A 23,125-nucleotide genomic window follows, 5' to 3' on the forward strand; every position below is an offset into this window, starting at 1 on the left:
TCACCTTGCGACCGGCAGGGCGACGATGAACGTGGTGCCCATACCATACTCGCTTCGGACTTCGATACTGCCGTGGTGATCATCCACGATTTTCTTCACGACTGCCAGACCCAGCCCGGTGCCACGGTGCCTGGTGGTGAAAAACGGGGTGAAGATCCGGCTCAGGTTTTCTGCCGGAATGCCGTTGCCGGTGTCGGAAACGGCGACCTTGACGGTCTCGCCCTCGCGCCAGGTGCGGATGCCGATGACCGCCTGTACCCCCCCGGTGGCCTCCTCCATCGCCTGCTGGGCGTTCTGCCAGAGATTGAGGAATACCCGCTGTAGTTGATGGCGATCGGCCAGGACCTGCGGCAAGCCGGGCTCGAGGTCCATGTCGATCGCGACCCGCCGCTCGGCGGTGCCGGCCCGGTGAACGCCGACAAATGCCTCGACGAGCGCGTTGATCTCCGTCGGCTCGAAGCTCGGCGCCCGCGGGCTGGTGAAATCCAGCATCTCCTTGAGCAGCCGTTCCAGCTTCTCGACTTCCTCGACGATGATATCCGAGTTGCGCGCCACCCGCTCGATATCGTCCGGCCGCTTGCTGAGGCTGCGGGCAAACCCGCCAATGGTGGTGAGCGGATTGCGGATCTCGTGACTGACGCGGGCTACCACCGCGCCCACGGTGGCCAGACGCTCGTTGTGCAGCAGCCGTTCCTGGGCCGCGCCGAGTTGTTCCAGAGCCTCCCTCACCTGACGCGCCTGGCGTTCGAGTTGCCGGTAGATGCGCGCGTTGTCCAGAGCCAGCCCGGCCACCAGGGCAAGTATCTGCAGCAACTGAACCCTCTGCTCGCTGATCGGCTCGCGGGAGAATGCGTTGTCCGCGACGATCAATCCCACCGCGCGGTCCTTGGCGAGCAGGGGCACGCAGACGACTTCGGTGCCCGCAAACACGGCGCGCAGCCGCGGCGGAATGTCCCCCAACGTCGCCGGGTCGAGGATCCTCACTACCCGCCGGTCGCGATACGCCTGCAGCAACGGGTTGCCGGCGTCGGCGGGAGGCAACAGCACCATCTTCAGCCCCTCGACCTGCGACTGGAATCCTGTCTTGACCCCCTCTGCCGGCGCCTTGCGGAGCAGCTCTTCGATCGACATCGACTCGCTGGCCAGGCGCGCCCAGGTAGCGTGCGCCTCTTCCCGGGTCGCCGGACCGATGGCCATCGCCGCCATCAGCTCCGTGTCGCCTTCGTCCGCCAGGAACAACACCGCGCGATTGAAGCCGAGGCCCGGCCCCGCCGTCACACAGGTCAGGATCGCGTGCAGCAAACCGCGGATATCGACGGCCCCGTTAGCAACGTCCACGAGCAAGAGCCCTCTCCCTGCCGTGCCTTACACATTTCACCGGCGGTGTGAAGTGGCGTGGCAGCACCTTCCAAAAAGGTGTAGTCCTCCGGGTAGACGATTCCCGGTTTTGGGAGTCGGAAATCCGGCCCCATCCAGGGCTTCCCGGACAAACCATCGACCTCCGCATGGCCCGCTTGTTGAATAAGGAACCTTCGACCGTAACGATCACAAACATTAGCCGTCGCGGGTCGTGCGACGGAGAGGTGGGCGACCGGCGTTGGCGGTAGCTCCCCCGGAACACCCACCGATTGGACGGAAAGGGCTCGGTAATATGGGCGCAGGGATCGACAAGGAAACCCTCGATGCGACGCTCGCGGCGCTGCACGAATTCGCTGCCCGTAACCTCGCCGACGCGACGTTGCTCGATCTCGATCGCCGGGACGAGTTCCCCGAAGCGATCGTCCGCGACATGTGCGGGGCCGGACTCGGTATCCAGCTCTTCTTCATTCCCGAAGAGTACCACGGCATGGGCGGTGGCGTCTTCGATCTCTACCGCATCTGCGAAGCCATGGGTCACCTCGACGTCGGCGTCGCCACCGGGGTGCTGGCCACCTTCCTCGGCAGCGACCCGATCGTCGTCGGCGGCACCCCGGAACAGAAAACGAAGTACATGACCCGCATCGCCGACGAGGGTATCCTCATGGCCTACGGCGCTACCGAACCGCAGGCCGGCAGCGATCTGGCCGCCCTGCGGACTACGGCCGTCCCGGTCGAAGAGAACGGCAAGGTCGTCGGTTACCGGATCGGCGGGGCGAAGCAGTGGATCAGCAACGGCGGCGTCGCCGACGTCTACACCATTCTCGCCAACGCCCCGGGTGGCCCTAGTTGGTTCATTGTCGAACGCGGCACGCCGGGTCTGAGCGCCGGCAAACCCGAGGACAAGCACGGTATCCGCCTCAGCAACACGGCGGCCCTGTCCCTCGACGAAGTCTACGTGCCGGCGGAAAACCTCGTCGGCGGCGTCGAAGGACAAGGTCTCGCCCAGGCCCAGGCCGTGTTCGGCTATACGCGGCTCATGGTGGCCGGGTTCGGCCTCGGCGCCGGCTGGGCGGCTCTCGACCGCGCCGTCCCGTACTCGACCACGCGCATTCAGGGCGGCAGCCCGCTTTCCGAAAAGCCGGGGTACACGCACAAGCTCATTGTCGCCAACGTCATCCGGCTCGAAGCCGCCCGTGCCTACATGGAATACGTGGCGCGGCGGCTCGACGAGGGCGACCAGATGCTCAACACCGAGGGCGCTATCGCCAAGTACATGGCCACCGAGGCCGGCAACCGCGCCGCCGAAGCCAGCATCCAGGCCCTCGGCGGCTACGGCTACACCAGGGAATACATGGTCGAGAAGATCAAACGCGATGTGCGCATCACGACGATCTACGAAGGCACCTCCGAGATTATGGAGATGACCATCAGTCGCGATCGCTGGCAGGCGCACCTCAAGACCCGCGGCCAGCACTATCACGAGGCCGCCCGTGGTCTTGAAGCCATCCGTTCCGAACACCCGAACACCGGCTGCGACGTCGCCGCCCTCGCACTGCACGCCCTGGCCGAGGTCCTCGAACGCTGCCGCATCGGGCGCCTCACCCGCCATCAACACGTCCTCTTCCGCATCGGCGAACTCGTCGCCTTCGCCGAATGTGCAGAGCAAATGGCGCGCCGCGCCGTGGGTGCCGCGGCCGGCACCTTGAATCCGAAAACCGACACCCGGTTCGATCCCGCAGGTATCGCGGCGATCAGCCGCTGCTTCGCCCGCGAGGCCGCGGCGAAGATCGCCCGGGACGGCCTCGGACTTGCCGTCGGCGGCGGGGCCGTCGCCGACGCCGAGGTCCCGGCCTTCGAAGCCGCACTGGGACTGCCCGCCATTCACCGGGCCCAGGCCGGCTTGCTGGCCGACATGGACGCGATCGCCGACCTGGTCTACGGGCGCGGCGGCGGCGCGAGCGCCGCGGCATGAACCGAGGACCGAACGAGCGACGAGATCCCCTACAGGAGCAGCAATGGAAGACACTGCAGATCGCGCCATCGCCATCGTCGGCGTGGGCGCTATCCTGCCCGATGCGCCGAACGCTTCCGTATTCTGGGAAAACCTCCGCACCGGACGCTACAGCATTACCGACGTGAGTCCCGAGCGCTGGGACCCGGCGCTGTACTACGACCCCGATCCGAAGGCGCCCGACAAGACGTACTCGAAAATCGGCGGCTGGGTGCGGGCGTGGGAATGGAATCCCTTGCAGTGGGGTTTGCCCATTCCGCCCAGGGTCAGCGAAGCCATGGACGACGGCCAGAAGTGGGCCGTCGCATGCACCCGCGAAACCCTCGCCGACTACGGACATCCGCAACGACCGCTCGACCTCGACCGCACCGCCGTCATCATCGGCAACGCCATGGCCGGCGAAAAGCACTACCTGACGGCGATGCGGGTCTATTTTCCGGAGTTCGCCCGCGAACTCGAACAGGCCCCCAGTTTCTCCGCCCTGCCGGCCGCCGTGCAAGCCGCCATCGCCGCCGAAGCGCACGCCCGCTTCGACGCCAGGCTGCCGGAAATAACCGAGGACACCATGCCCGGCGAGCTGTCGAACTGCATCGCCGGCCGGCTGGCCAATCTGTTCAACTTCCGCGGTCCCAACTTCGTCGTCGACGCCGCCTGCGCCTCGGCGATGGCCGCCGTCAATGCCGCCGTCGAGGGTCTGGTCGAGCACGAGTTCGACGCCGCCGTCTGTGGCGGCATCGACCGGAACATGGGCGCCTCGTCGTTCATCAAGTTCTGCAAGATCGGCGCTCTGTCCGCCACCGGCACGCGTCCCTACGCGGAGGGCGCCGACGGTTTCGTCATGGGCGAAGGCGCCGCCATCTTCCTGCTCAAGCGCCTCGTCGATGCCGAACGCAGCGGCGACAAGATCTACGCTCTTATCCGCGGCGTCGGCGGCGCGAGCGACGGCAAGGGCAAGGGCATCACGGCGCCCAACCCGGTCGGCCAGCGCCTCGCCGTCGAACGCGCCTGGCGCAACGCCGGAGTTCCGCCGGCCTCCTGTACGTACGTCGAGGGGCACGGCACCTCGACCCGCGTCGGCGACGTCGTCGAGGTCGAAAGCCTGACGCTGGGCTTCGGCGAAACCAACCGCGCCCCGGGATCGATCGCCCTCGGCTCGGTGAAGTCCAACATCGGCCATCTGAAGGCCGCCGCCGGCGCCGCCGGTCTCCTGAAAGCCGCGCTTGCTACCCATCACAAGCTGCTGCCGCCCAGTCTCAACTTCGGGCGTCCCAACCCGAACATCGACTTCAGCCACAGCCCGTTCGCGGTCAACACCACGCTGCGCCCGTGGGAGATCGAGAGGGGCGGTGTCCGCCGCGCCGGAGTCAGCGCTTTCGGTTTCGGCGGCACTAATTTCCACATCGTCCTCGAAGAGCACGTGCCCGGTGCTCTGACGGCGGGCGAGGGCAAACGCACGAGTGTGAGCGTACCGTCGGGTTACGTGGCCGGCGCCGTTCGCGATCAGGCTCCGAAGGCGCCGTTGCGCGGCGCCCTGGTCATCGGTGGCGCGGATACCGGCGAACTGCTCCGGCGTCTGGAGGCGGTGCAGAAGGCGGCGGCCGCCGGCAATGCGCCGGCGCCGGCAGCGCCCGCGGAAACCGACCTGCACGCCCCGGAGCGAATTGCCATCGATTACGGCGATGCCGCCGAGCTTGCGGACAAGGCCGCCAGGGCAGTCAAGGCGTTCGCCGCCAACAATCCCGGCATGTGGAAAGCGCTGCGGGCGCAGGGGATCTTCCGCGGCCGGGGCCCGGCGCCGAAGGTGGCGTTCCTCTACACCGGCCAGGGCTCGCAGTACGCCAACATGTTGCGGGACCTGCGCGCCGTCGAACCCGTCGTCGAAGAGGTCTTCACCCGCGCCGACCGGGTGATGACACCGCTGCTCGCCGGCAAACCGCTCAGCGGCTTCATCTTCGTCGATCCCGACGACCCACGGGCGATAGCCGGCGCCGAGGACAGCCTGAGGCAGACGGCGATCACGCAGCCCGCCGTGCTCGCCGTCGACCACGCTCTCACCAAATTGCTCGCGGCTTACGGCATCAAGCCGGACATGGTCATGGGCCACAGCCTCGGCGAGTACGGGGCGCTGATCGCTGCCGGCGCCCTGCCGTTCGACGATGCCCTCGAAGCCGTGAGCGCTCGCGGTCGCGAGATGACGAAGCTGTCCGTCGACGACAACGGCCTCATGGCCGCGGTGTTCGGCCCGCTGCCCGAGGTCGAACGTATGCTCAAGGAGATCGACGGGTACGTCGTCATCGCCAACGTCAACAGCAACAGTCAGTCCGTCATCGGCGGCGCCACGCCCGCCGTGCAGGCCGCCATCGAGAAGTTCACCGCCGCCGGTTTCAACGCCGTGCCGCTACCGGTCAGCCATGCCTTCCACACGCGCATCGTCGCGTTGGCCAGCGAGCCGTTGCGGGCCACGCTGAGAAGACTGCGTCTGGCTCCGCCGGCGCTGCCGATCGTCGCCAATGTCACCGGCGAGTTTTACCCGATGGGTTCGAACGTGGTGCCGCAGATGCTGGACCTGCTGGCCGAGCAGGTCGCCGCCCCGGTGCAGTTCGTGAAGGGCCTGCAGACTCTCTACGACGCCGGCGCTCGCTGCTTCGTCGAAGTCGGCCCGAAGAAGGCTCTCCAGGGCTTCGTCGACGACGTTCTCGGCGACCGGCCCGAGGTCGCCTCGCTGTTCTGCAACCATCCGAAACTCGGCGACCTCGTGGCCTTCAATCAGGCCCTCTGCGGCCTGTACGCCGCCGGTTTCGGCATCGGTGCGACCGCAGAGATCGCCGCCGCCGCGCGGCCGGTTGCCGCCGTCCCGCCGGTGGCAGCGAAGCTGCCCGTGACGGCGGCCCCGCTGCCTGTGCACCCGAGTGTCGCCGCCCCGGCGCCGGCCCCCCGGCTCCCGGCGCTCGGCGCAGAGCGCTACTCCGAACTCGGCAAGTTGTTCGCCGAATTCCTCGAGCGCGGCATGCAGATCTACGGCGGCCGGGGGCAGGCCGCCCGCGGCCTCGCCGCGGACGAACCCGTGGCGGTCACCGGCGCGGCCCTCGGTCTGCCCGGCACGGAGAAACGGTTCGACGATGCCAACATCGGCCGCATTCTCGACGGCCAGCAGTTTATCGATGTGATCCCTTCGCGCTTCCGCAAGGCGATGCTCGACAAGCGCATCACCCGACTCGTGAAGAGCGACGAAGGCGGGGCCCGGTTCGAGAGCATCGACAGCGCCGGCGACGTCATCAAACTCGCTGGCCGCGGCGGCGCCTTCGACCTCGCCGCCGAGTACGGGGTGTCCGCCGAGCGCATCCCCGCCCTCGACATTACCACCCGCATGGCCATCGCCGCCGGTATCGACGCCCTGCGCGACGCCGGCATTCCCCTGGTCATGCGTTACAAGGAAACCACCCGCGGCACCTACCTGCCCGATCGCTGGATGCTGCCGGACGAGCTGCGCGACGACACCGGCGTCATCTTCGCCGCGGCCTTCCCCGGCTACGACGCGCTCGTTGCCGACCTCTCGCACTACTTCGCCGACGGTAACCGGCGCGAACAGCTCGCTACGCTCGAACAGGTCCGCGCCCGCCTCGGCACCGGCCGCGGCAACGACCACGACCCGCTGGCGGCCGACCTCGACCATCGCATCCACGAGTTGAAAGCGGCGATCGAGAAGGATGCGTACACGTTCGACCGCCGCTTCATTTTCAAGATCCTCGCCATGGGCCACTCGCAGTTTGCCGAACTCATCGGCGCCCGCGGCCCGAACACGCACATCAACGCGGCGTGCGCCAGTACCACACAGGGCGTCGCTCTGGCGCAGGATTGGATCCGCACCGGCCGCTGCCGCCGGGTCGTCATCATCGCCGCCGACGACTTTACCAGCGACGCGCTACTCGAGTGGACCGCCTCCGGCTTTCTGGCCACGGGGGCGGCCGCCACCGACGACGTCGTCGAGGAGGCGGCTCTGCCGTTCGACCGGCGCCGTCACGGCATGATCGTCGGCATGGGCGCGGCGGCCATCGTCGTCGAGAGCGCCGAGGCGGCGCGCGAACGCGGTATCCGCCCGATCTGCGAGGTGCTGGCCGCCGCTACCGCCAACAGCGCTTTCCACGGCACGCGCCTCGACGTCGACCACATCGGGCGGGTCATGGAGAGCCTGTTGCGCGAGGCCGAGACGCAGTGGGGAATCGATCGTTACGACATCGCGCCGCAGACGGTGTTCGTGTCGCACGAGACTTACACCCCGGCGCGCGGCGGCAGTGCGTCGGCGGAGGTGTTCGCCCTGCGCGGCTGCTTTGGGGCGGCCGCCGACCGGATCGTCGTTGCCAACACCAAAGGCTTCACCGGGCACGCCATGGGTGCCGGTATCGAAGACGTAGTCGCCATCAAATCGCTCGAGACCGGCATCGTTCCGCCGGTGGCGAACTTCAAGGAAGTCGACCCCGAGTTGGGGCCACTCAATCTGTCCAGGGGCGGGGCCTACCCGGTCGAATACGCCCTGCGCCTCGGTGCCGGCTTCGGTTCCCAGATCGCCATGACCCTGTATCGCCATGTGCCGGCACCGGACGGCCTGCGACCCGACACCGACGAGCTCGGCTACGCCACGCGACTCGCCGACCCGGTCGCGTTCCAGGCCTGGGTGTGCCGTGCTGGCGGCCACCCGGCCGCCAGCCTCGAAGTGGTCAACCGCACCCTGCGTGTGCGGGATCGGGGACCCACGCAACGCGTCGCCGCTGCCGCGGAACGGGCGCAGCCGACTGCACCACAGGCGACCGCTCCGCGCCCGACCGCCGCCGTACCGGCAGCCGATCTTGTCGCCCCTGGGCGGCAGCCCGCGCCGCCACCTCCGGCACCGGTGTCAGATACGGTCAGGGAACAGGTCCTCAGGCTGTTCGCGGAAAAGACGGGCTACCCGCCGGACATGCTCGACCCGGAGCTCGATCTGGAGGCGGATCTCGGCATCGACACCGTCAAGCAGGCGGAGATGTTTGCGGCCATTCGCGGCGCCTACGAGATTCCGCGCGACGACAAGCTGAAGCTGCGCGACTTCCCGACGCTGGCGCACGTCATTCAGTTCGTTTACGACCGCCGGCCCGACCTGAAGGCCGCGCCCGCGGCGCAGACGGCAGCGGAAGTCGCTCCTCTCCTTGCAGTCCCGGCCTCGGCTTCGGCACCGACCTCGGCTTCACCCGCCGGTCTTTCCGATCCGGTGCGGGAGCGTATCCTGCAGTTGTTCGCGGAGAAGACGGGCTACCCGCCGGACATGCTCGACCCGGAGCTCGATCTGGAGGCGGATCTCGGCATCGACACGGTCAAGCAGGCGGAGATGTTTGCGGCCATTCGCGGCGCCTACGAGATTCCGCGCGACGACAAGCTGAAGCTGCGCGACTTCCCGACGCTGGCGCACGTCATCCAGTTCGTTTACGACCGCCGGCCCGACCTGAAGGCCGCGCCCGCGGCGCAGACCGCGGCCGAAGTCGTCTCTCCCCCTTCAGCCCCAGCTCCAGCCTCCGGCCCCGCCGAGGCGCCGACCGTGCTGCCCATCGACGTCGCCAATCGCGTCCCGCGGCGCGTGCCGGTGCCCGTGCTGCGTCCGGCCCTCGACGTCTGCAAGCCCACCGCGGTGCAGCTCGGTGCGGGTGCTCGCGTCCTCGTGATGCCCGACCGGGGTGGGGTTGCCAGGGCGCTCAAGAAGAAGCTCGAAAAGCTGGGTGTCGAGGTGCTGCAGCTCGACCCCGCCGAGACCTCCGATCAGGTGGTCGAACGAGTGAAGGGTTGGACGGCGGCGGGGCCGGTCCGCGGCGTGTACTGGCTGCCCGCCCTGGACAACGAAGGCGACTTGCGCGCCATGGACCTTGCGGCCTGGCGAGCGGCGCTGGGTGTGCGAGTGAAGTTGCTCTACGCGGCTATGCGCGCGCTGTACGAGCAGATCATGGCTCCGGGCACCTTCCTCGTCTCGGCGACGTTGCTCGGTGGCCAGCACGGATACGACGACCCCGGCGCGGTCGCCCCGATGGGAGGATCGGTGGTCGGCTTCGCCAAGACCTATAAACGGGAACGGCCCGAGGCGCTGGTGAAGGCGGTCGACTTCGAAGTCGGGCGGAAAGCGGCCGACGTCGCCGGCTTGCTGATCGACGAGACGCTGGCCGATCCGGGTGTCGTCGAAGTCGGTTACAAGAGCGGGCAGCGCTGGACGGTCGCCCTTGCCGAGCAACCGGTCCGTGACGGCGACGCGGGTCTCGCCCTCGACCGTAACAGCGTCTTCGTCGTTACCGGTGCGGCCGGTAGCATCGTATCGGCCATCACCGCCGACCTGGCGGCCGCCTGCGGTGGGACATTTTACCTGCTCGACCTGGTGCCGGAACCCGATCCCGGCAACGCCGACATCCGGCGCTTCGTGAGCGACAGGGAAAATCTGAAGCGCGATATTTTCGAGCGCCTCAAGGCGCGGGGCGAGCGCGCCACGCCGGCTCTGGTGGAGCGCGAGCTTGCGGCGTTGGAGCGGGCGCACGCCGCGCTGGCGGCAATCGAGGCGGTGCGGGCCGCCGGTGGAACGCCGCGGTATTACAGAGTCGATCTCACGCAGCCGGATGCGGTGGCGCGGGTGATCGAGGACGTGCGCGAAAACGACGGGCGCATTGACGTGCTCCTGCACTGCGCCGGTCTGGAGATCAGCCGTTTCCTGCCCGACAAGGAGCCGCGCGAATTCGATCTCGTGTTCGACGTGAAGAGCGACGGTTGGTTCAACCTCCTGCACGCCATCGGCGACCTGCCGCTGGCGGCGACGGTGGCGTTCAGCTCCATTGCCGGTCGTTTCGGTAACGGTGGCCAGGCCGATTACGCCGCGGCCAACGACCTCCTGTGCAAGATCGCATCGAGCTTCCGCGCGACCCGCCCCGCCACTCGCGCCATTGCCATCGACTGGACGGCCTGGGGTGGTATCGGCATGGCCACTCGCGGCTCGATTCCGAAGATGATGGAGATGGCAGGCATCGACATGCTGCCGCCGGACACCGGCATTGCGACAGTGCGGCGCGAGTTGACGGCGGCCGGCGATTTTCGCGGCGAGGTGGTTGTCGCCGGCCGTCTCGGCATTCTGATGAAGGAGTGGGACACCACCGGGGGTATCGATGCCGCCCGGCTGGACGAGCGCCGTGGGCCGCGGACCCGCGGGCCGATGGTAGGTCGTATCGCCGGCATGAGCCTGTACGACGGCCTCACCGCCGAGACGGTACTCGACCCGAAAATGCAGCCCTTCCTCTTCGACCACCGGATCGACGGCACACCCGTGCTGCCCGGCGTCATGGGGATCGAAGGGTTCGCGGAGCTTGCGACCACCTTGCTCCCCGACTGGCACGTTGCGGCGATCGAGGACGTCAACTTTCTTGCGCCGTTCAAGTTCTACCGCGACGAGAGCCGGGTGCTGACTCTGCAGGCGCAGTTCGTTCCCGCCGGGGATGGGATCGTCGCCTGCTGCCGATTGAGCGGCGTGCGGAACCTGCCCGGCCAGACCGAGCCTCAGGTGACGATCCACTTCACGGCCCGGGTCCGGCTCACGCGTGCGGCGCCGAAATCGCTCAGAAGCGCCGTGCCGAACGGCGTCGCCGGTAACGCGGTGGGTCCGGCCGACGTCTACCGGATTTACTTCCACGGCCCGGCGTACCGGGTGATCGAGAACGTGTGGCGAGACGGCGGGCGGACGGTGGGGTTGCTGGCGGGGGCCCTGCCCGAGCATCATCGGCCGGCCGAGGCGCCGCTGGCGGTTGCGCCACGGCTGATTGAACTGTGCTTTCAGACCGCGGGTATCTGGCAACTCGGCACGAAGGGGCAGATGGCGTTGCCATCGCATATCGATCGTGTCGACATGGCCGCCACACCGGCGAGCGGTAACGGACCTCTGTATGCGGTGGTGGTGTCGCGGGCCGCGGGCGAGGGCGTGGACGCGCAGGTGGTAGACGCGAGTGGCAGCGTTTACGTCACTCTGCACGGCTACCGCACGGTCGAACTGCCGAGCCCCGTCGATGCGGAACGGCTCGCGCCCCTGCGGGAGGCCATGTCGTAGGGCCGGGTGCTCGGGGTGTCGGGTGGTGGCCGTCAGGCGGCTTGCGGTTGCATGCTAACATCGGCGTCCGCGAGAGGTCACATGACAACCCGAACTCTGTCTCCGTCCCCCCGTCCAACCGCGTGTCGTCCTGCCAACCGAGTCTGACCGGAGCCTCCATGCCTGTTCCCTTCCAACGTGTGGCGATCGTGAACCGCGGCGAAGCCGCCATGCGCCTGATCCATGCGGTGCGCGAACTTAACCGGGAGCTGGAACGGCGGCAGGCGCAGCCGTTACGCACGATCGCGCTGTACACCGAGCCGGAGCAGCGGGCGATGTTCGTGCGCAAAGCGGACGAAAGCTACTGCATCGGTCCGGCCATGTTCGTCGACCCGAAGGACGGCGAGCGCAAGAGTGCGTACCTCGACTACGCGATGCTGGAGCGGGCACTGCTCGACACCGGCGCGGAGGCGGTCTGGGTGGGCTGGGGCTTCGTCTCCGAGCACGCCGACTTCGCCGACCTCTGCCGCCGACTCGACGTCGTCTTCATCGGGCCCGACGGCAACGTCATGCGGTGGTTGGGCGACAAGATCGCCGCCAAGCACCTCGCCGAGCGCGTCGGCGTTCCGGTTGCGCCGTGGAGCGGCGGTCCCGTCGAGTCGCACGACGAGGCTCGCCTGCACGCCGAACGCATCGGCTTTCCATTGGTGATCAAGGCGACCGCCGGCGGCGGCGGGAGGGGCATCCGGCGGGTGGAGTCGCTGGCCGATCTCGACGAGGCCTTCGAACGCGCGCGGTCGGAGGCACTGCGTTCGTTCGGGGACGCGACGGTCTTCATCGAGCGTATGGTGGCCGGCGCGCGGCACGTCGAGGTGCAGATCGTGGCCGACAACTACGGCAACGTCTGGGCGGTTGGCGTGCGCGACTGCACGATTCAGCGCCGTAATCAGAAGGTGCTCGAAGAGGCGCCGTCGCCGGTGTTGTCGGCCGAAGAGGACCGCTGGGTGCGCGAGGCGGCGGTGCGATTGTGCCAGTCCGCCGGTTACCGCAACGCGGGCACCGTCGAGTTCCTCTTCGAGCCGGAAACGCGCCGTTTCTCGTTTCTGGAAGTCAACGCCCGTTTGCAGGTCGAGCATCCGGTCACCGAGATGACGACGGGGCTCGACCTCGTCAAGCTGCAGCTCCACGTCGCCGCGGGCGGGCGTCTCGACGGCGCCGTCGTCGACGGCGAGCCCACGGCGGCGCCACTGCTCACGGAGATACGGTCGGGGGAAGCGATCCTCCCCAACGGGCACGCCATCGAGGTTCGCCTCAACGCGGAGGACCCGGACAACCAGTTTCGTCCGGCGCCCGGGAGTGTCGAGGTGTTGCGCTTACCGACCGGGCCCGGGCTGCGGATTGACATCGGCGTCAACGAAGGCGACGTGGTTCCCCCCGAGTTCGACTCGATGATCGCCAAGATCGTCGCGCACGGCCATAACCGCGACGAGGCCCTGGCGCGCCTGCGCCGGGCGCTTGCGGACATGGTCGTCGTCATCCGTGGCGGCACCACGAACAAGGCCTTTCTGGTCGACCTTCTGGACCGCGCCGAGGTCAGCGGCGGGGGCGGCGACAACACGTGGCTCGATCGGCTTGCTGCCGCCGGTGCGCACCTGTCGCGCCGGCATGCCGACGTCGCCATACTGCAAGCCGCGATCGACGCCTACGACGCCGAGCTCGCCATCGAGCAGTCGCAGTTCTACACGGCGGCGGCCCGCGGCCGGCCGCGCGTCAAGGGAGACATCGGTTACACCGTGGATCTGCGCTATCGCGGTCGGGGTTACCGGTTTCTCGTGTTGCGCCTCGGGCCGAGGCGATACCGTGTCGATACCGGCGGACGCCGCCTCGACGTCGGCGTCGATCGCCTGGGCCGTTACGAACGCTGGCTGACCATCGGTGAGGCCCGTCATCGCGTGCTGTCGGTCCCGCAGGGGCTCGACAGTCAGATCGAAGTCGACGGCGTGCCGCACCACGTGTCGCGCGACGACGGGGGGTTGGTGCGCGCCCCGTCGCCGGCCGTGGTTCTCAATATTCCGGTCAAGGTCGGAGACGAGGTCGAGACCGGGGCGCGGCTCGTCGTCCTCGAGGCAATGAAGATGGAGATGCCGGTGACCGCCCCGTTCGCCGGCCGTGTCCGGCAGATCCTCGTCAAGAACAACGTCCAGGTGGACACCGGCGCCCCGCTGGTGGTGCTGGAGCCGGCCGGTGCGGAGCGGGACGCCGGTGCGGGCGAGGTGCTGGACTTCGCGGCGCTCGGCAGAGCGGTGGGCATGGAGAGCGCGCAGGTGCGCTGCCGCCGGAACCTCGAAGGTCTCGTGCAGTTGATGTTGGGATTCGATGTCGACACCGCCGATGCGCGGATGTTGTTCGCGACGCGGGAAGCGTTGTGCCGCGAGCTGCCGCCCGACGACGAAGACCTGTGGCGGGGAGAGAACGAGTTGCTGGCCGCCTTTGCCGATCTCTGCTCTCTGTTCCGGCGACAGCCAGCTTCGGACGATCCCGAGGGGCCGGAGGCGGCGCGCACCGAGGAGTATCTGTTCTCGTATCTGCGCAGCCCGGACACCCGTGGGGGGGGCCTCCCCGAGAGCTTTCTGGCCAAGCTGCGCCGTGCCCTCACGCATTACGGGGTCGACGGTTTCGAGCGCACGCCGCGGCTCGACGAGAGTCTCGTGCGGATCTTCAAGGCGCAGCAGCGCATCGATCAGCAGAGTGCCGTGATTCTGAACATTCTGGAACGGCGCCTGCATCACGTCGAGACGCTGATTGCGCGCACCGACCCGGAGTTCAGGGCGCTGCTCGATCGCCTGGTCGCGGTCACTCACGGCCGGGCGCAGACGGTCAGCGACGCGGCCCGCGAAGTTCGTTACCGCTACTTCGACGAGCCGCTGTTCGCCGCGTCGCGCCGCCGCGTGTATCGCGACATGGAGGATCATCTCGCCTATCTCGCCCGGCGACCGAGGGCGCACGATCGGAGCGACCGGATCAACGCGTTGGTCAACTGCGCACAGCCGCTGCTCAGCGTGCTGTGGCGGTTGTACCGCGGCGCCGACGTGAACTTGCGCGAGCTGATTCTCGAAGTAATGACGCGGCGTTATTACCGCATCCGCGACATCGGTACGGTCATCTGCCGCGAATTCGACCATCACCCGTTCGCCGCGGCCGAGTACGACTGGGAGGGCAGGCACATCCACGTCGTCGCCACTTACGCGGACTACCCACACCTTGCCGAAACCGCGGCCGGTCTGACCGAAATCGTGCGCGACATTCCTCCCGAGAGCGATGTCGTGGTCGATTTTTACGTCTGGTCGACCGCGGCCCTTCCGGAGCCCGACGACACCGCGCGGCAGGTCCAGACCATCCTCGCGGCGGTGGCATGGCCACGGCGGCTCCGCCGCGTCGTCGTCGTCATCACCGGTCCCGGAGAGGGCGAGGCCGACGGCCCCGTGCAGCATTTCACCTTTCGTCCGAGCGCGGACGGCTATGCCGAGGAGCTGCTGCACCGCGGCCTGCATCCGATGATGGCGAAGCGCATGCACATGTGGCGGCTCGCCAACTTCGACACCCAGCGCCTGCCGGCGTCGCCGGAGGTGTATCTGTTCCACGCCGTCGCGCACAGCAACCCGAAGGACGAGCGCCTGATCGCCATTGCCGAGGTGCGGGACCTCACGCCGGTTCGCGACGACAGCGGGCGGGTCGTCAACCTCCCTTATCTCGAACGCATGCTCATGGAGGCGCTGAGTAGCATCCGCCGCGTGCAGGCGGAGCGCACGTCGCACAATCGGTTTGTCTGGAACCGCATCCTGCTTTATGTCTGGCCGCCCCTCGATCTCCATGCGGATGAGCTGAACGAAGTTATGCACAAGCTCGCACCGGCCACCGAGGGTCTGGGCATCGAGCAAGTCGTGGTCCGTGCCCGCATGCCGCAACCCGAAACCGGCGAGCTGCGCGACACGGTGCTGCGCATGTCGAATCCGACCGGCTCCGGTCTGCTGCTGACTTCGGGGCCGCCGCCCGACCGTCCGTTGGAGCCGCTGAGCGAATACGATCTGAAGGTCCTGCGTATGCGTCAGCGGGGCCTCGTTTACCCTTACGAGATCGTGCGCATGCTGACGCCGACGCGCGACGCGGCGCAGGCGGAGTTTCCGCCGGGGGATTTCGTCGAGTACGACCTCGACGCCGGCAACCGGCTGGTGCCGGTCGAGCGTCCGGCCGGCAACAACGCCGCCAATATCGTTGTCGGCGTCGTGCGCAACTACACCCGGAAGTACAAGGAGGGCATGGCGCGCGTGATTCTGCTCGGCGACCCCAGCCGCGCCATGGGGGCACTGGCCGAGCCGGAATGCCTGCGGATAAGTCGCGCGCTCGATCTTGCCGCCGAGATGAAAGTGCCGGTCGAGTGGTTCGCCCTGTCGGCCGGGGCCAAGATCTCGATGGAGAGCGGGACGGAGAACATGGACTGGATCTCGCACGTTCTCCGCAAGCTGATCGAGTTCACCCAGGCCGGCGGCGAGGTCAACGTCGTCGTCAACGGTATCAACGTTGGCGCGCAGCCGTACTGGAACGCCGAGGCGACGATGCTGATGCACACGCGCGGCATCCTGGTGATGACGCCCCTCGGCGCCATGGTGCTCACCGGCAAGCAGGCGCTCGACTATTCGGGCAGCGTGTCGGCGGAGGACAACCAGGGCATCGGCGGGTACGAGCGCATAATGGGGCCGAACGGGCAGGCGCAGTACTGGGCACGTGACATCGCCGAAGCGATTCGCGTTCTCTTTCAGCATTACGATCTTTCGTACCTGCTGCCGGGCGAGGCGTTTCCGCGCCGGGCGGCCACCACCGATCCGATCGACCGCGACGTGCGCAGCTATCCGCACGGCACCGACGGCGGCGAGGGTTTTGCGCTCGTCGGCGATGTCTTTTCGAACGAGCGCAATCCCGGTCGGAAGCGGCCGTTCGAGATCCGCCGGGTGATGGCGGCGGCGATCGACCAGGATCACCGGCCGCTGGAACGCTGGCACGACATGCGCGACGCGGAGATCGGCGTGGTTTGGGACGCGCACCTGGGCGGCTACCCGGTGTGCATGATCGGCATCGAGTCGCACTCGATTCCGCGTTTGGGTTTTCTGCCGGCCGACGGACCGGACCACTGGACGGCGGGGACTCTGTTTCCGAAGTCCTCGAAGAAGATTGCGCGGGCGATCAACGCAACCAGCGGGAACCGCCCGCTGGTGGTGCTGGCAAACCTGTCCGGGTTCGACGGTTCGCCGGAGTCGATGCGGGAAGTGCAGCTCGAGTACGGAGCCGAGATCGGCCGGGCGATCGTCAACTTCCGGGGTCCGATCGTGTTCTGTGTGGTTTCGCGTTACCACGGTGGCGCGTACGTGGTGTTCTCGGGCAAGTTGAACGCGAATATCGAGGCGGCTGCGGTCGAGGGGTCGTACGCGTCGGTGATCGGCGGCGCGCCGGCGGCGGCGGTCGTCTTTGCCGGCGAGGTGGCGGCGCGGGTGCGCAAGGATCCGCGGGTGCAGGCGCTCGAGAAGGAGGTCGGGGCGGCCGAGGGTGTGGACAAGGTGCGGCTGCGCGGGCAGCTCGACGAGGTGATGCGGAGTGTTCACTCGGAGAAGCTCGGCGAGGTGGCCGACGAGTTCGACAAGATTCACAGCGTTCAGAGGGCGTTGAAGACGGGAGCGCTGCATCACATCATTCCGGCGGCCCGCCTGCGCCCGTATCTGATCGAGGCCCTCGAGCGCGGCATGCAGCGCTATCTCGCGGCAGGGCGGGAGCCGGTGCGGCAGCCGTGGGGTGACGTTTGAGGGGTGGGCGCCGGGGTCGCGGGAGCGAGGCGCGACCGGGGGAACCCACTACTCCGTGCCGAAGTGCTCCCGGTTCCAGCGGCGGCCCTCGTCGAGCATGGCGAGGTAGTTCTCCTTCGGAACGTAATTGGCGGCGGTGTTGCCGGTGCCGAGGCAGTATCCCGTCCCGCTGGCCGCGCAGCGGTCGAGAATCTGTCGCGTGCGGGCGCGTACCTGCTCGACCGTGCCGCGCCCGAGGAGATCCATGTCCACCCCGCCGAGAATGGCGGTGCGGTCTCCCCATCGCGCGTACGCTTCGTCCACGGGCAGAATCTTGTCTTCGAACGAGTGCTTGGCGTCGATGCCCACCGTGTCGATCAGGTCGTCCATCAGCCCGTACATGTTGCCGCACGAGTGGAAGACGAACAGCTTACCGGCCGCGTGCACGGCCTCGGCAATCGCTTTGTAGTGCGGCAACATGTAGCGGCGAACGACCGCCGGCGACACCAGCGGGCCGCTGAAGAAACCGAGGTCGTCCGTGAATACCAGCATTTCGACGTTGTCGATCGCCGTGACCTGTCTGGCCGTGGCGGTCGCGAGTTCCCCGACTCGCTGCGCGATCGCCGCGACCAGGTCGGGCTCATCGGCGAGCGCAAACGAGAACGATTGCAGGCCCATCAGCCACGTCGAAACCTCGAAGACGCCGCCGTATACGAAGGCGGCCACCTTCATCCCCTCCGGTACGACGGCGCTGACGTAATCGAGTCCCGGGTGACTCAGGCTCTCGGGGGTTGGCCACGGATAGGTTTCGAAGTCCCGCCAACTCTGGATCGGTCCGCCCGCCTCGTCCTGCCAGTAGCGCTGGCCGTCCGCCCAGTTCCGGGCACCGGTGGTGTCGGCCGCGGCGGTAAGGCTGCGGCGCAGGTTGAATCCGGTCGTTGTGAACACGTAGTCGTAGCCCAGGTCGCGACAGAAGCGCACGTACATGTCGAGCGCCGTCAGCACCGCCGGCAGCTCTTCGGCCGAGATCGTCGGCGACGGCTCCTCTATGAAGCGACGCAGGTCGATGGGGAAACGCTCGCCGAGCACCGCTTCGACCATGCCCGTGTCGGCGAAGATCTCGAATAACGGTACGGGTCCCGGCGGACCCTGCCGCAGAATCGTGCGCCGCAAGTTCGCAAAGTCGGGCGTGTGCGTCATCGATCGCCTCCTCGCGTCTGGTGTGATGAACTGCGCGGCGCTGGTCAAGGGGCTGCGCCGTGCGCATAACTCCGCTCTTAAGGGACGGTTCTCTTGCCGAAAGGACGCCGGCCATGACGGCGTCGTTCGTTGGCAGGATGTCGGCTGGCGGTACGTGGTCCGGTAAGCTTTCCGACGACGGGGATTACGTGGTGCGGGTCGACGCTCCGCAGACCGATAAGTCGCCCGCGCGGCCGGCTCGCTACGAGCTCGGCGTCAGCCTCGCGGACCGATCCGGTCGGCGGCCCGACCCGGCTGCCGGGCCGGGTCAGCCAGTACCTCGAGCATTCCGGCGCCGGCAATCAGCGCCGCCCCGATAGCTTCGCGAGAGCCGAAGGGTTCCCCGGCAAGCGCCGCCGCCGACGCCAGGGCGACGGCAATCTCCAGCATGAACAGCACGGCCGCGTGCCCGGGTTCGACGCGGCTTGCCCCGGCGATCGTCAGCCACACCACCGGGAGCATCCAGAGCAGCGAGAAGGCGAGCAACCACAGGAGTGCGGCCGGTCCCGCATCGCCCGGGGCCGGAACCGCCAGTTCCGCGCCCGGCAACGCGCTCACGAGGACGTAAACCGGAGCGAGAAAGACGAACTGCGCAAACACATGATCGAGAGGGGCCTGGCCGGCGGTCGGCAGGAACAGGACCAGGGTCGCCGCCCAGGCTACACCGGCAATCAGACCCATCAAATCGGCCGAGGCGTTGTGGCCGGGCGCGGCCGCGCCGGGACCGTAAATCACCGCGAGGCCGGCAAGTCCCAGACCGATCGCGGCGAGCCGCCGGCCGGTGATCGGCTGCAGCCGGTATACGCGCGCCAACAGCGCCGTCCATACCGGCATGAGATAGAAGAGGAGGACTACGCGCGCGACGTTGCCGCGCACGACTCCCTCGGCATAGAGGGCGATCGCCAGGGCGAGTCCGAAGCCCGCCGCGGGGAGTGTCGGCCCGGCGCCGCGGATGTGCGCCCGGCGTCTGGCCGCGACCGGGAGCAGGACCAGCAACGGCAGCATGAAGCCGGCGGCGGTCAGCCATTCGGCGGAAGATCCGGCGGCGCGCAGCTCGCGTAACGGGATCCACAGCGTGCCCCAGAGCAGCGAGGCGGCGAAGATCGTCAAACTCGCGACCAGACGGTCATGTCGGCGCAATTGCGCTTCGCGCGGCTCGAACATGACTGTTGTCATAGGACGATCGCCGCGGCCCGTGCTAGGGTGCGCCGTTCGCCGCGTTACGCAGGCGGCAATGGGCGGCGAGCAATCCAATACGGAGGAGCGATCGTGAAGCAGCTTGCAGGCATTCATCTGGCTGAGGTCAACGCGGTGTACAGCGGGGCCGAGGGCGATCTCTGGGAACTCATCATGGGGCAACAGATCCACATCGGCGGTTTCAAGTCGTCGATGGATCTGGCGGAAAGAGCGGGCATCGGTCCGGGCCAGCGCGGCGTCGACCTGTGCTGCTGCACCGGCGCGGGCATGCGCTTTCTGGTGCGTGTCCGCAACGTGGATGCAATGACGGGCGTCGACGCAACGCAGAAGGTGGTTGACCGCGGCCGGGAGCGCTGCAAGAGCGAGGGCGTGGGCGATCGCATCGCGTTCCATCTCGCCGACGTCTGCGCCAGTGGCTTGCCGGCGGGAAAGGCCGACTTCGTCTGGGGCGAGGACGCCTGGTGCTACGTCGAGGATAAACCGCAACTCGTCGCCGAGGCGGCGCGGCTGGTGCGTTCCGGCGGCGTGGTGGCGTTTACCGACTGGGTCGAAGGCCCGGCCGGACTCACGAGCGCCGAGGCCGACCGTTATATGCGATTCATGAAGTTCCCGACCCTCGCGAGTATCGGGGACTACCGTGCCTTGCTCGAAAAGAATGGCTGCACCGTGATCGAGGCGGCCGACACGGGGCGGTTCGGACCGTACGTCGATCTCTACTTACAGATGGTCGACATGCAGCTTACCTACGATGCCCTGCGCATTCTCGGCTTCGACATGAACGCTCTGGGCGCGGTTGCCGGCGAGATGCAGTTCCTGCAGCAACTTGCGCAAGCGGGCAAGATCGCACAGGGACGTTTCATCGCGCGACGGTCCTGATAGGGGCCAGTCGCGTTCGGCCCTGGTCAAGCGGCGACCGGTCGGGAACCGATCCCGACCGGCGCCAGGCCTAGTGTTACCTCGCGCGCCGTGCCGCGTCAGTGGGACGGACCGGGCCCCGGCCTCGGTCACGCGCTGGCGAAACCCGCCAGGCGCCGGCGGATGATCGATTCGGCCTCGGCCATGGTGCGATCGATCAGCTCCTTGACGGTCGGGACATCGTGAATCAAGCCGGCCACCATCCCGCAACTCCAGGCGCCGGCCTCCATGTCGCCTTCGCGCATGATCCTCGGGTAAACCCCGGCGACTTCCTCGATGATGTCCGAGAACTGCAAGTTCGCCCCCAGCGCCTTTTCCTTTTCCAACAGCCGGTCGACGGCCGCGTTGCGCAAGACCCGCTCGGTATTGCGCAGCGAACGCATGATGAGGCGAGTATCGAGTTCGCTGGCGGCGACCAGCGCCTCCTTCACCCGCTGGTGAACCGGCGCCTCCTTCGTGGCGATGAACCGCGTCCCCATGTTCATGCCCTCCGCACCGAGTGCCAAAGCCGCCACCAGCGAGCGCCCGTCCGCCATTCCCCCGGAAGCCACGAACGGAATCTTGAGCTCCTCGGCGGCGCGCGGCAGCAGGATGAAATTCGGTACGTCGTCTTCGCCGGGATGCCCGCCGCACTCGAAGCCGTCGACGCTGACGGCGTCACAGCCGATCGACTGCGCCTTTAACGAATGGCGGACCGAAGTGCACTTGTGAATCACGCGGACCCCGGCTGCCTTGAGCGGCGGCAAGACCTGCTCCGGGTTGCGGCCGGCGGTCTCGACGATCTTCACCCCGCCGTCGATGATGGTCTGCACGAGTCCCGGATAATCCGGCGGCGTCAAAGACGGCAGAAAGGTCAGGTTCACGCCGAACGGCTTGTCCGTCATCTCGCGACAGCGAGCGATCTCCCTGGCCAGCTTCTCCGGCGTCCCCAGCGTCAGGCCGGTGATGATCCCCAGGCCGCCGGCATTGGAAACCGCGGCAGCCAACTCCGCAAAGCCGACGAAATGCATCCCGCCCTGGATGATCGGGTGCTCGATTCCGAAAAGCTCGGTGATCCTGGTCTTCATGACCTCTCCTCAGCGCGGGCTTCGCCCGCGACCCATTGCGGATTGCGGAATGCGGAACTCATGAATCCGTCGTCCGCAATCCGAAATCCGCATTCCGAAATTCTTCGCACCATGCGACGAACTCGCGAAGTAGTAGCTCAGGTTGGCTCAATATGCATATTGCCCTTATCAATTGACAGAGCGTCCGGTCCAGCGGGCGACCCCGGCAAAGATACCGCACCGGCTCTCTCCGGAGCGAGTCGACCTCGAACCAACGCGAAAACGGCGCATCTACGGTACTTCGACTGCGGTTCATGCCGACTCTCGTCGTCCGGACGCGGCCTCTCCCGACAGAGCAGGCGCGTGCGAGTCACGCGCGAGTCGCGCGCGATTTGACGCCCACGCAACGTTCGTAGTAGCGCCGTAAGGTGGCTTTCCTGTCCCGCTGTACCGTTGTCTTTCTGGTTGCCTGGTCAGGCGCGGCCTTCGGTGTCACGCCCGCGCCCCTGCCCACCGGTGCGGGCCAACCTCTGCTGACCCGTGCGGCGGGCGGCGGCGCACCGGCGCATGGGCTGGCCGCGGGCATCGCCGCCGCGCCGTCACCGCGATTTCCGGTCATGCTCTCGCCCCCCGACGCGATCCGGCAAACCTGTGCGCAGTCGTGCAGCGTATGGGACCGGCTCGACCTGGCGATGAACCGGGCCGCCGCCTGGCTATCCGCGTTTCCGACCGACGAACTGCGCTTCGACGCGGCCGTGATGCTGCACCACATTCGGGATACCGTCGACAGCGACGCGCTCACCCGGGCCTTCGATCGAGCACGCGCCGTTGCGGAGAAGGATTCGGATCATCCGCAACGCGCCTTCTGGAACCCCGCGGCGACGGCCCCGGCGGAGCACACGGCCGGCTGGGTGGTGCCTACCGAGCCGGGCCGCCGGGTCAACGTCAACCGGCCGCTGACCGAGGCGCTGCACTGCCGCAAGAACGGCTGGCGTCCCGAGACCACCGTGTACGTGTGCGGCCCGATGCGCGACAACGGCGGCTACGAGACCACCCATGCCTTGTGGGCCATCGACATTGCCTTTCGCCGCGGCTGCGTCGACAAGGCGACCTACGAACGCTGCGTGCGCGCAATGCACGAAGAGCTCCGGGCGGCGCAGCCGGCACCGTTCTCGCCGCAGGCCACGCTCGATATCGACCTTTACGGCGAGCGCTTGCTCCAAAACGTCATGACCGGTTTCGCCGATCCCGTCATGAACGCATGGGCCGCTACCCTGATGGACCTCCAGCAGCCCGACGGTAGCTGGGGCGTGGCCACGGAGGGCGAGCCGCCGTACTGGCGGTATCACGCCACGGCCATCGGGACGTGGGCACTGGCGGAGTGGTATCGCCGTATGCTCGCTTCGCCCGCCTTGCGACCGCAATGACGCCGCGGGAAGAACGGGCCGCCCGG

At 67.7% G+C, this 23,125-nt stretch carries 9 protein-coding genes; 5 read left to right on the plus strand and 4 right to left on the minus strand.

All coding sequences use genetic code 11. The features are described from left to right. Entirely contained in the window at positions 1 to 1,338 is a 1,338-nt protein-coding gene (locus L6Q96_04290; protein MCK6553791.1) for an ATP-binding protein, read from the minus strand. Between the two features lie 313 nt (positions 1,339 to 1,651). Here L6Q96_04290 and L6Q96_04295 point away from each other — a divergent pair, with 313 nt between their 5' ends. The 3 genes from L6Q96_04295 (at position 1,652) to L6Q96_04305 (ending at position 17,296) form a co-directional block, all read left to right on the plus strand. Next, positions 1,652 to 3,331 carry an acyl-CoA dehydrogenase family protein gene (locus tag L6Q96_04295; GenBank protein MCK6553792.1) on the plus strand — a complete coding sequence of 560 codons (1,680 nt, stop codon included), beginning with the start codon at positions 1,652 to 1,654 and terminating at the stop codon, positions 3,329 to 3,331. A gap of 43 nt (positions 3,332 to 3,374) precedes the next feature. Next, the gene (locus L6Q96_04300; protein ID MCK6553793.1) at positions 3,375 to 11,465 is read left to right on the plus strand and encodes an SDR family oxidoreductase; all 8,091 of its coding nucleotides are present in this window, start codon (positions 3,375 to 3,377) and stop codon (positions 11,463 to 11,465) included. Positions 11,466 to 11,623: 158 nt separating this feature from the next. Beyond that, the gene (locus L6Q96_04305; protein ID MCK6553794.1) at positions 11,624 to 17,296 is read left to right on the plus strand and encodes an ATP-grasp domain-containing protein; all 5,673 of its coding nucleotides are present in this window, start codon (positions 11,624 to 11,626) and stop codon (positions 17,294 to 17,296) included. A gap of 48 nt (positions 17,297 to 17,344) precedes the next feature. Here L6Q96_04305 and L6Q96_04310 read toward each other — a convergent pair whose 3' ends face one another. Continuing rightward, a complete protein-coding gene (locus L6Q96_04310; GenBank protein MCK6553795.1) occupies positions 17,345 to 18,475 on the minus strand; it encodes a uroporphyrinogen-III decarboxylase-like protein in 1,131 nt (376 codons plus the stop codon). Between the two features lie 255 nt (positions 18,476 to 18,730). Then, the gene (locus L6Q96_04315) at positions 18,731 to 19,690 is read right to left on the minus strand and encodes a DMT family transporter (protein MCK6553796.1); all 960 of its coding nucleotides are present in this window, start codon (positions 19,688 to 19,690) and stop codon (positions 18,731 to 18,733) included. 93 nt (positions 19,691 to 19,783) lie between these two features. Here L6Q96_04315 and L6Q96_04320 point away from each other — a divergent pair, with 93 nt between their 5' ends. Further along, complete coding sequence (locus tag L6Q96_04320) at positions 19,784 to 20,587, plus strand: methyltransferase domain-containing protein (GenBank protein ID MCK6553797.1); 804 nt, start codon at positions 19,784 to 19,786, stop codon at positions 20,585 to 20,587. 128 nt (positions 20,588 to 20,715) lie between these two features. Here the strand turns inward: L6Q96_04320 and L6Q96_04325 are convergent, their stop codons facing one another. Next, positions 20,716 to 21,693 carry a nitronate monooxygenase family protein gene (locus tag L6Q96_04325; protein MCK6553798.1) on the minus strand — a complete coding sequence of 326 codons (978 nt, stop codon included), beginning with the start codon at positions 21,691 to 21,693 and terminating at the stop codon, positions 20,716 to 20,718. Positions 21,694 to 22,100: 407 nt separating this feature from the next. Here L6Q96_04325 and L6Q96_04330 point away from each other — a divergent pair, with 407 nt between their 5' ends. Next, entirely contained in the window at positions 22,101 to 23,099 is a 999-nt protein-coding gene (locus tag L6Q96_04330; GenBank protein MCK6553799.1) for a hypothetical protein, read from the plus strand. Positions 23,100 to 23,125 lie beyond the last annotated feature (26 nt).

The sequence above is a fragment of the Candidatus Binatia bacterium genome, assembly GCA_023150935.1.
Classification (GTDB): domain Bacteria; phylum Desulfobacterota; class Binatia; order HRBIN30; family HRBIN30; genus JAKLJW01.

Excerpts from the sequence above, each read along its gene's own strand:
- L6Q96_04315 (MCK6553796.1), bottom strand. The coding sequence starts at position 19,690 with ATGACAACAGTCATGTTCGAGCCGCGCGAAGCGCAATTGCGCCGACAT.
- L6Q96_04300 (MCK6553793.1), top strand. The coding sequence starts at position 3,375 with ATGGAAGACACTGCAGATCGCGCCATCGCCATCGTCGGCGTGGGCGCT.
- L6Q96_04325 (MCK6553798.1), bottom strand. The coding sequence starts at position 21,693 with ATGAAGACCAGGATCACCGAGCTTTTCGGAATCGAGCACCCGATCATC.
- L6Q96_04295 (MCK6553792.1), top strand. The coding sequence starts at position 1,652 with ATGGGCGCAGGGATCGACAAGGAAACCCTCGATGCGACGCTCGCGGCG.
- L6Q96_04310 (MCK6553795.1), bottom strand. The coding sequence starts at position 18,475 with ATGACGCACACGCCCGACTTTGCGAACTTGCGGCGCACGATTCTGCGG.
- L6Q96_04305 (MCK6553794.1), top strand. The coding sequence starts at position 11,624 with ATGCCTGTTCCCTTCCAACGTGTGGCGATCGTGAACCGCGGCGAAGCC.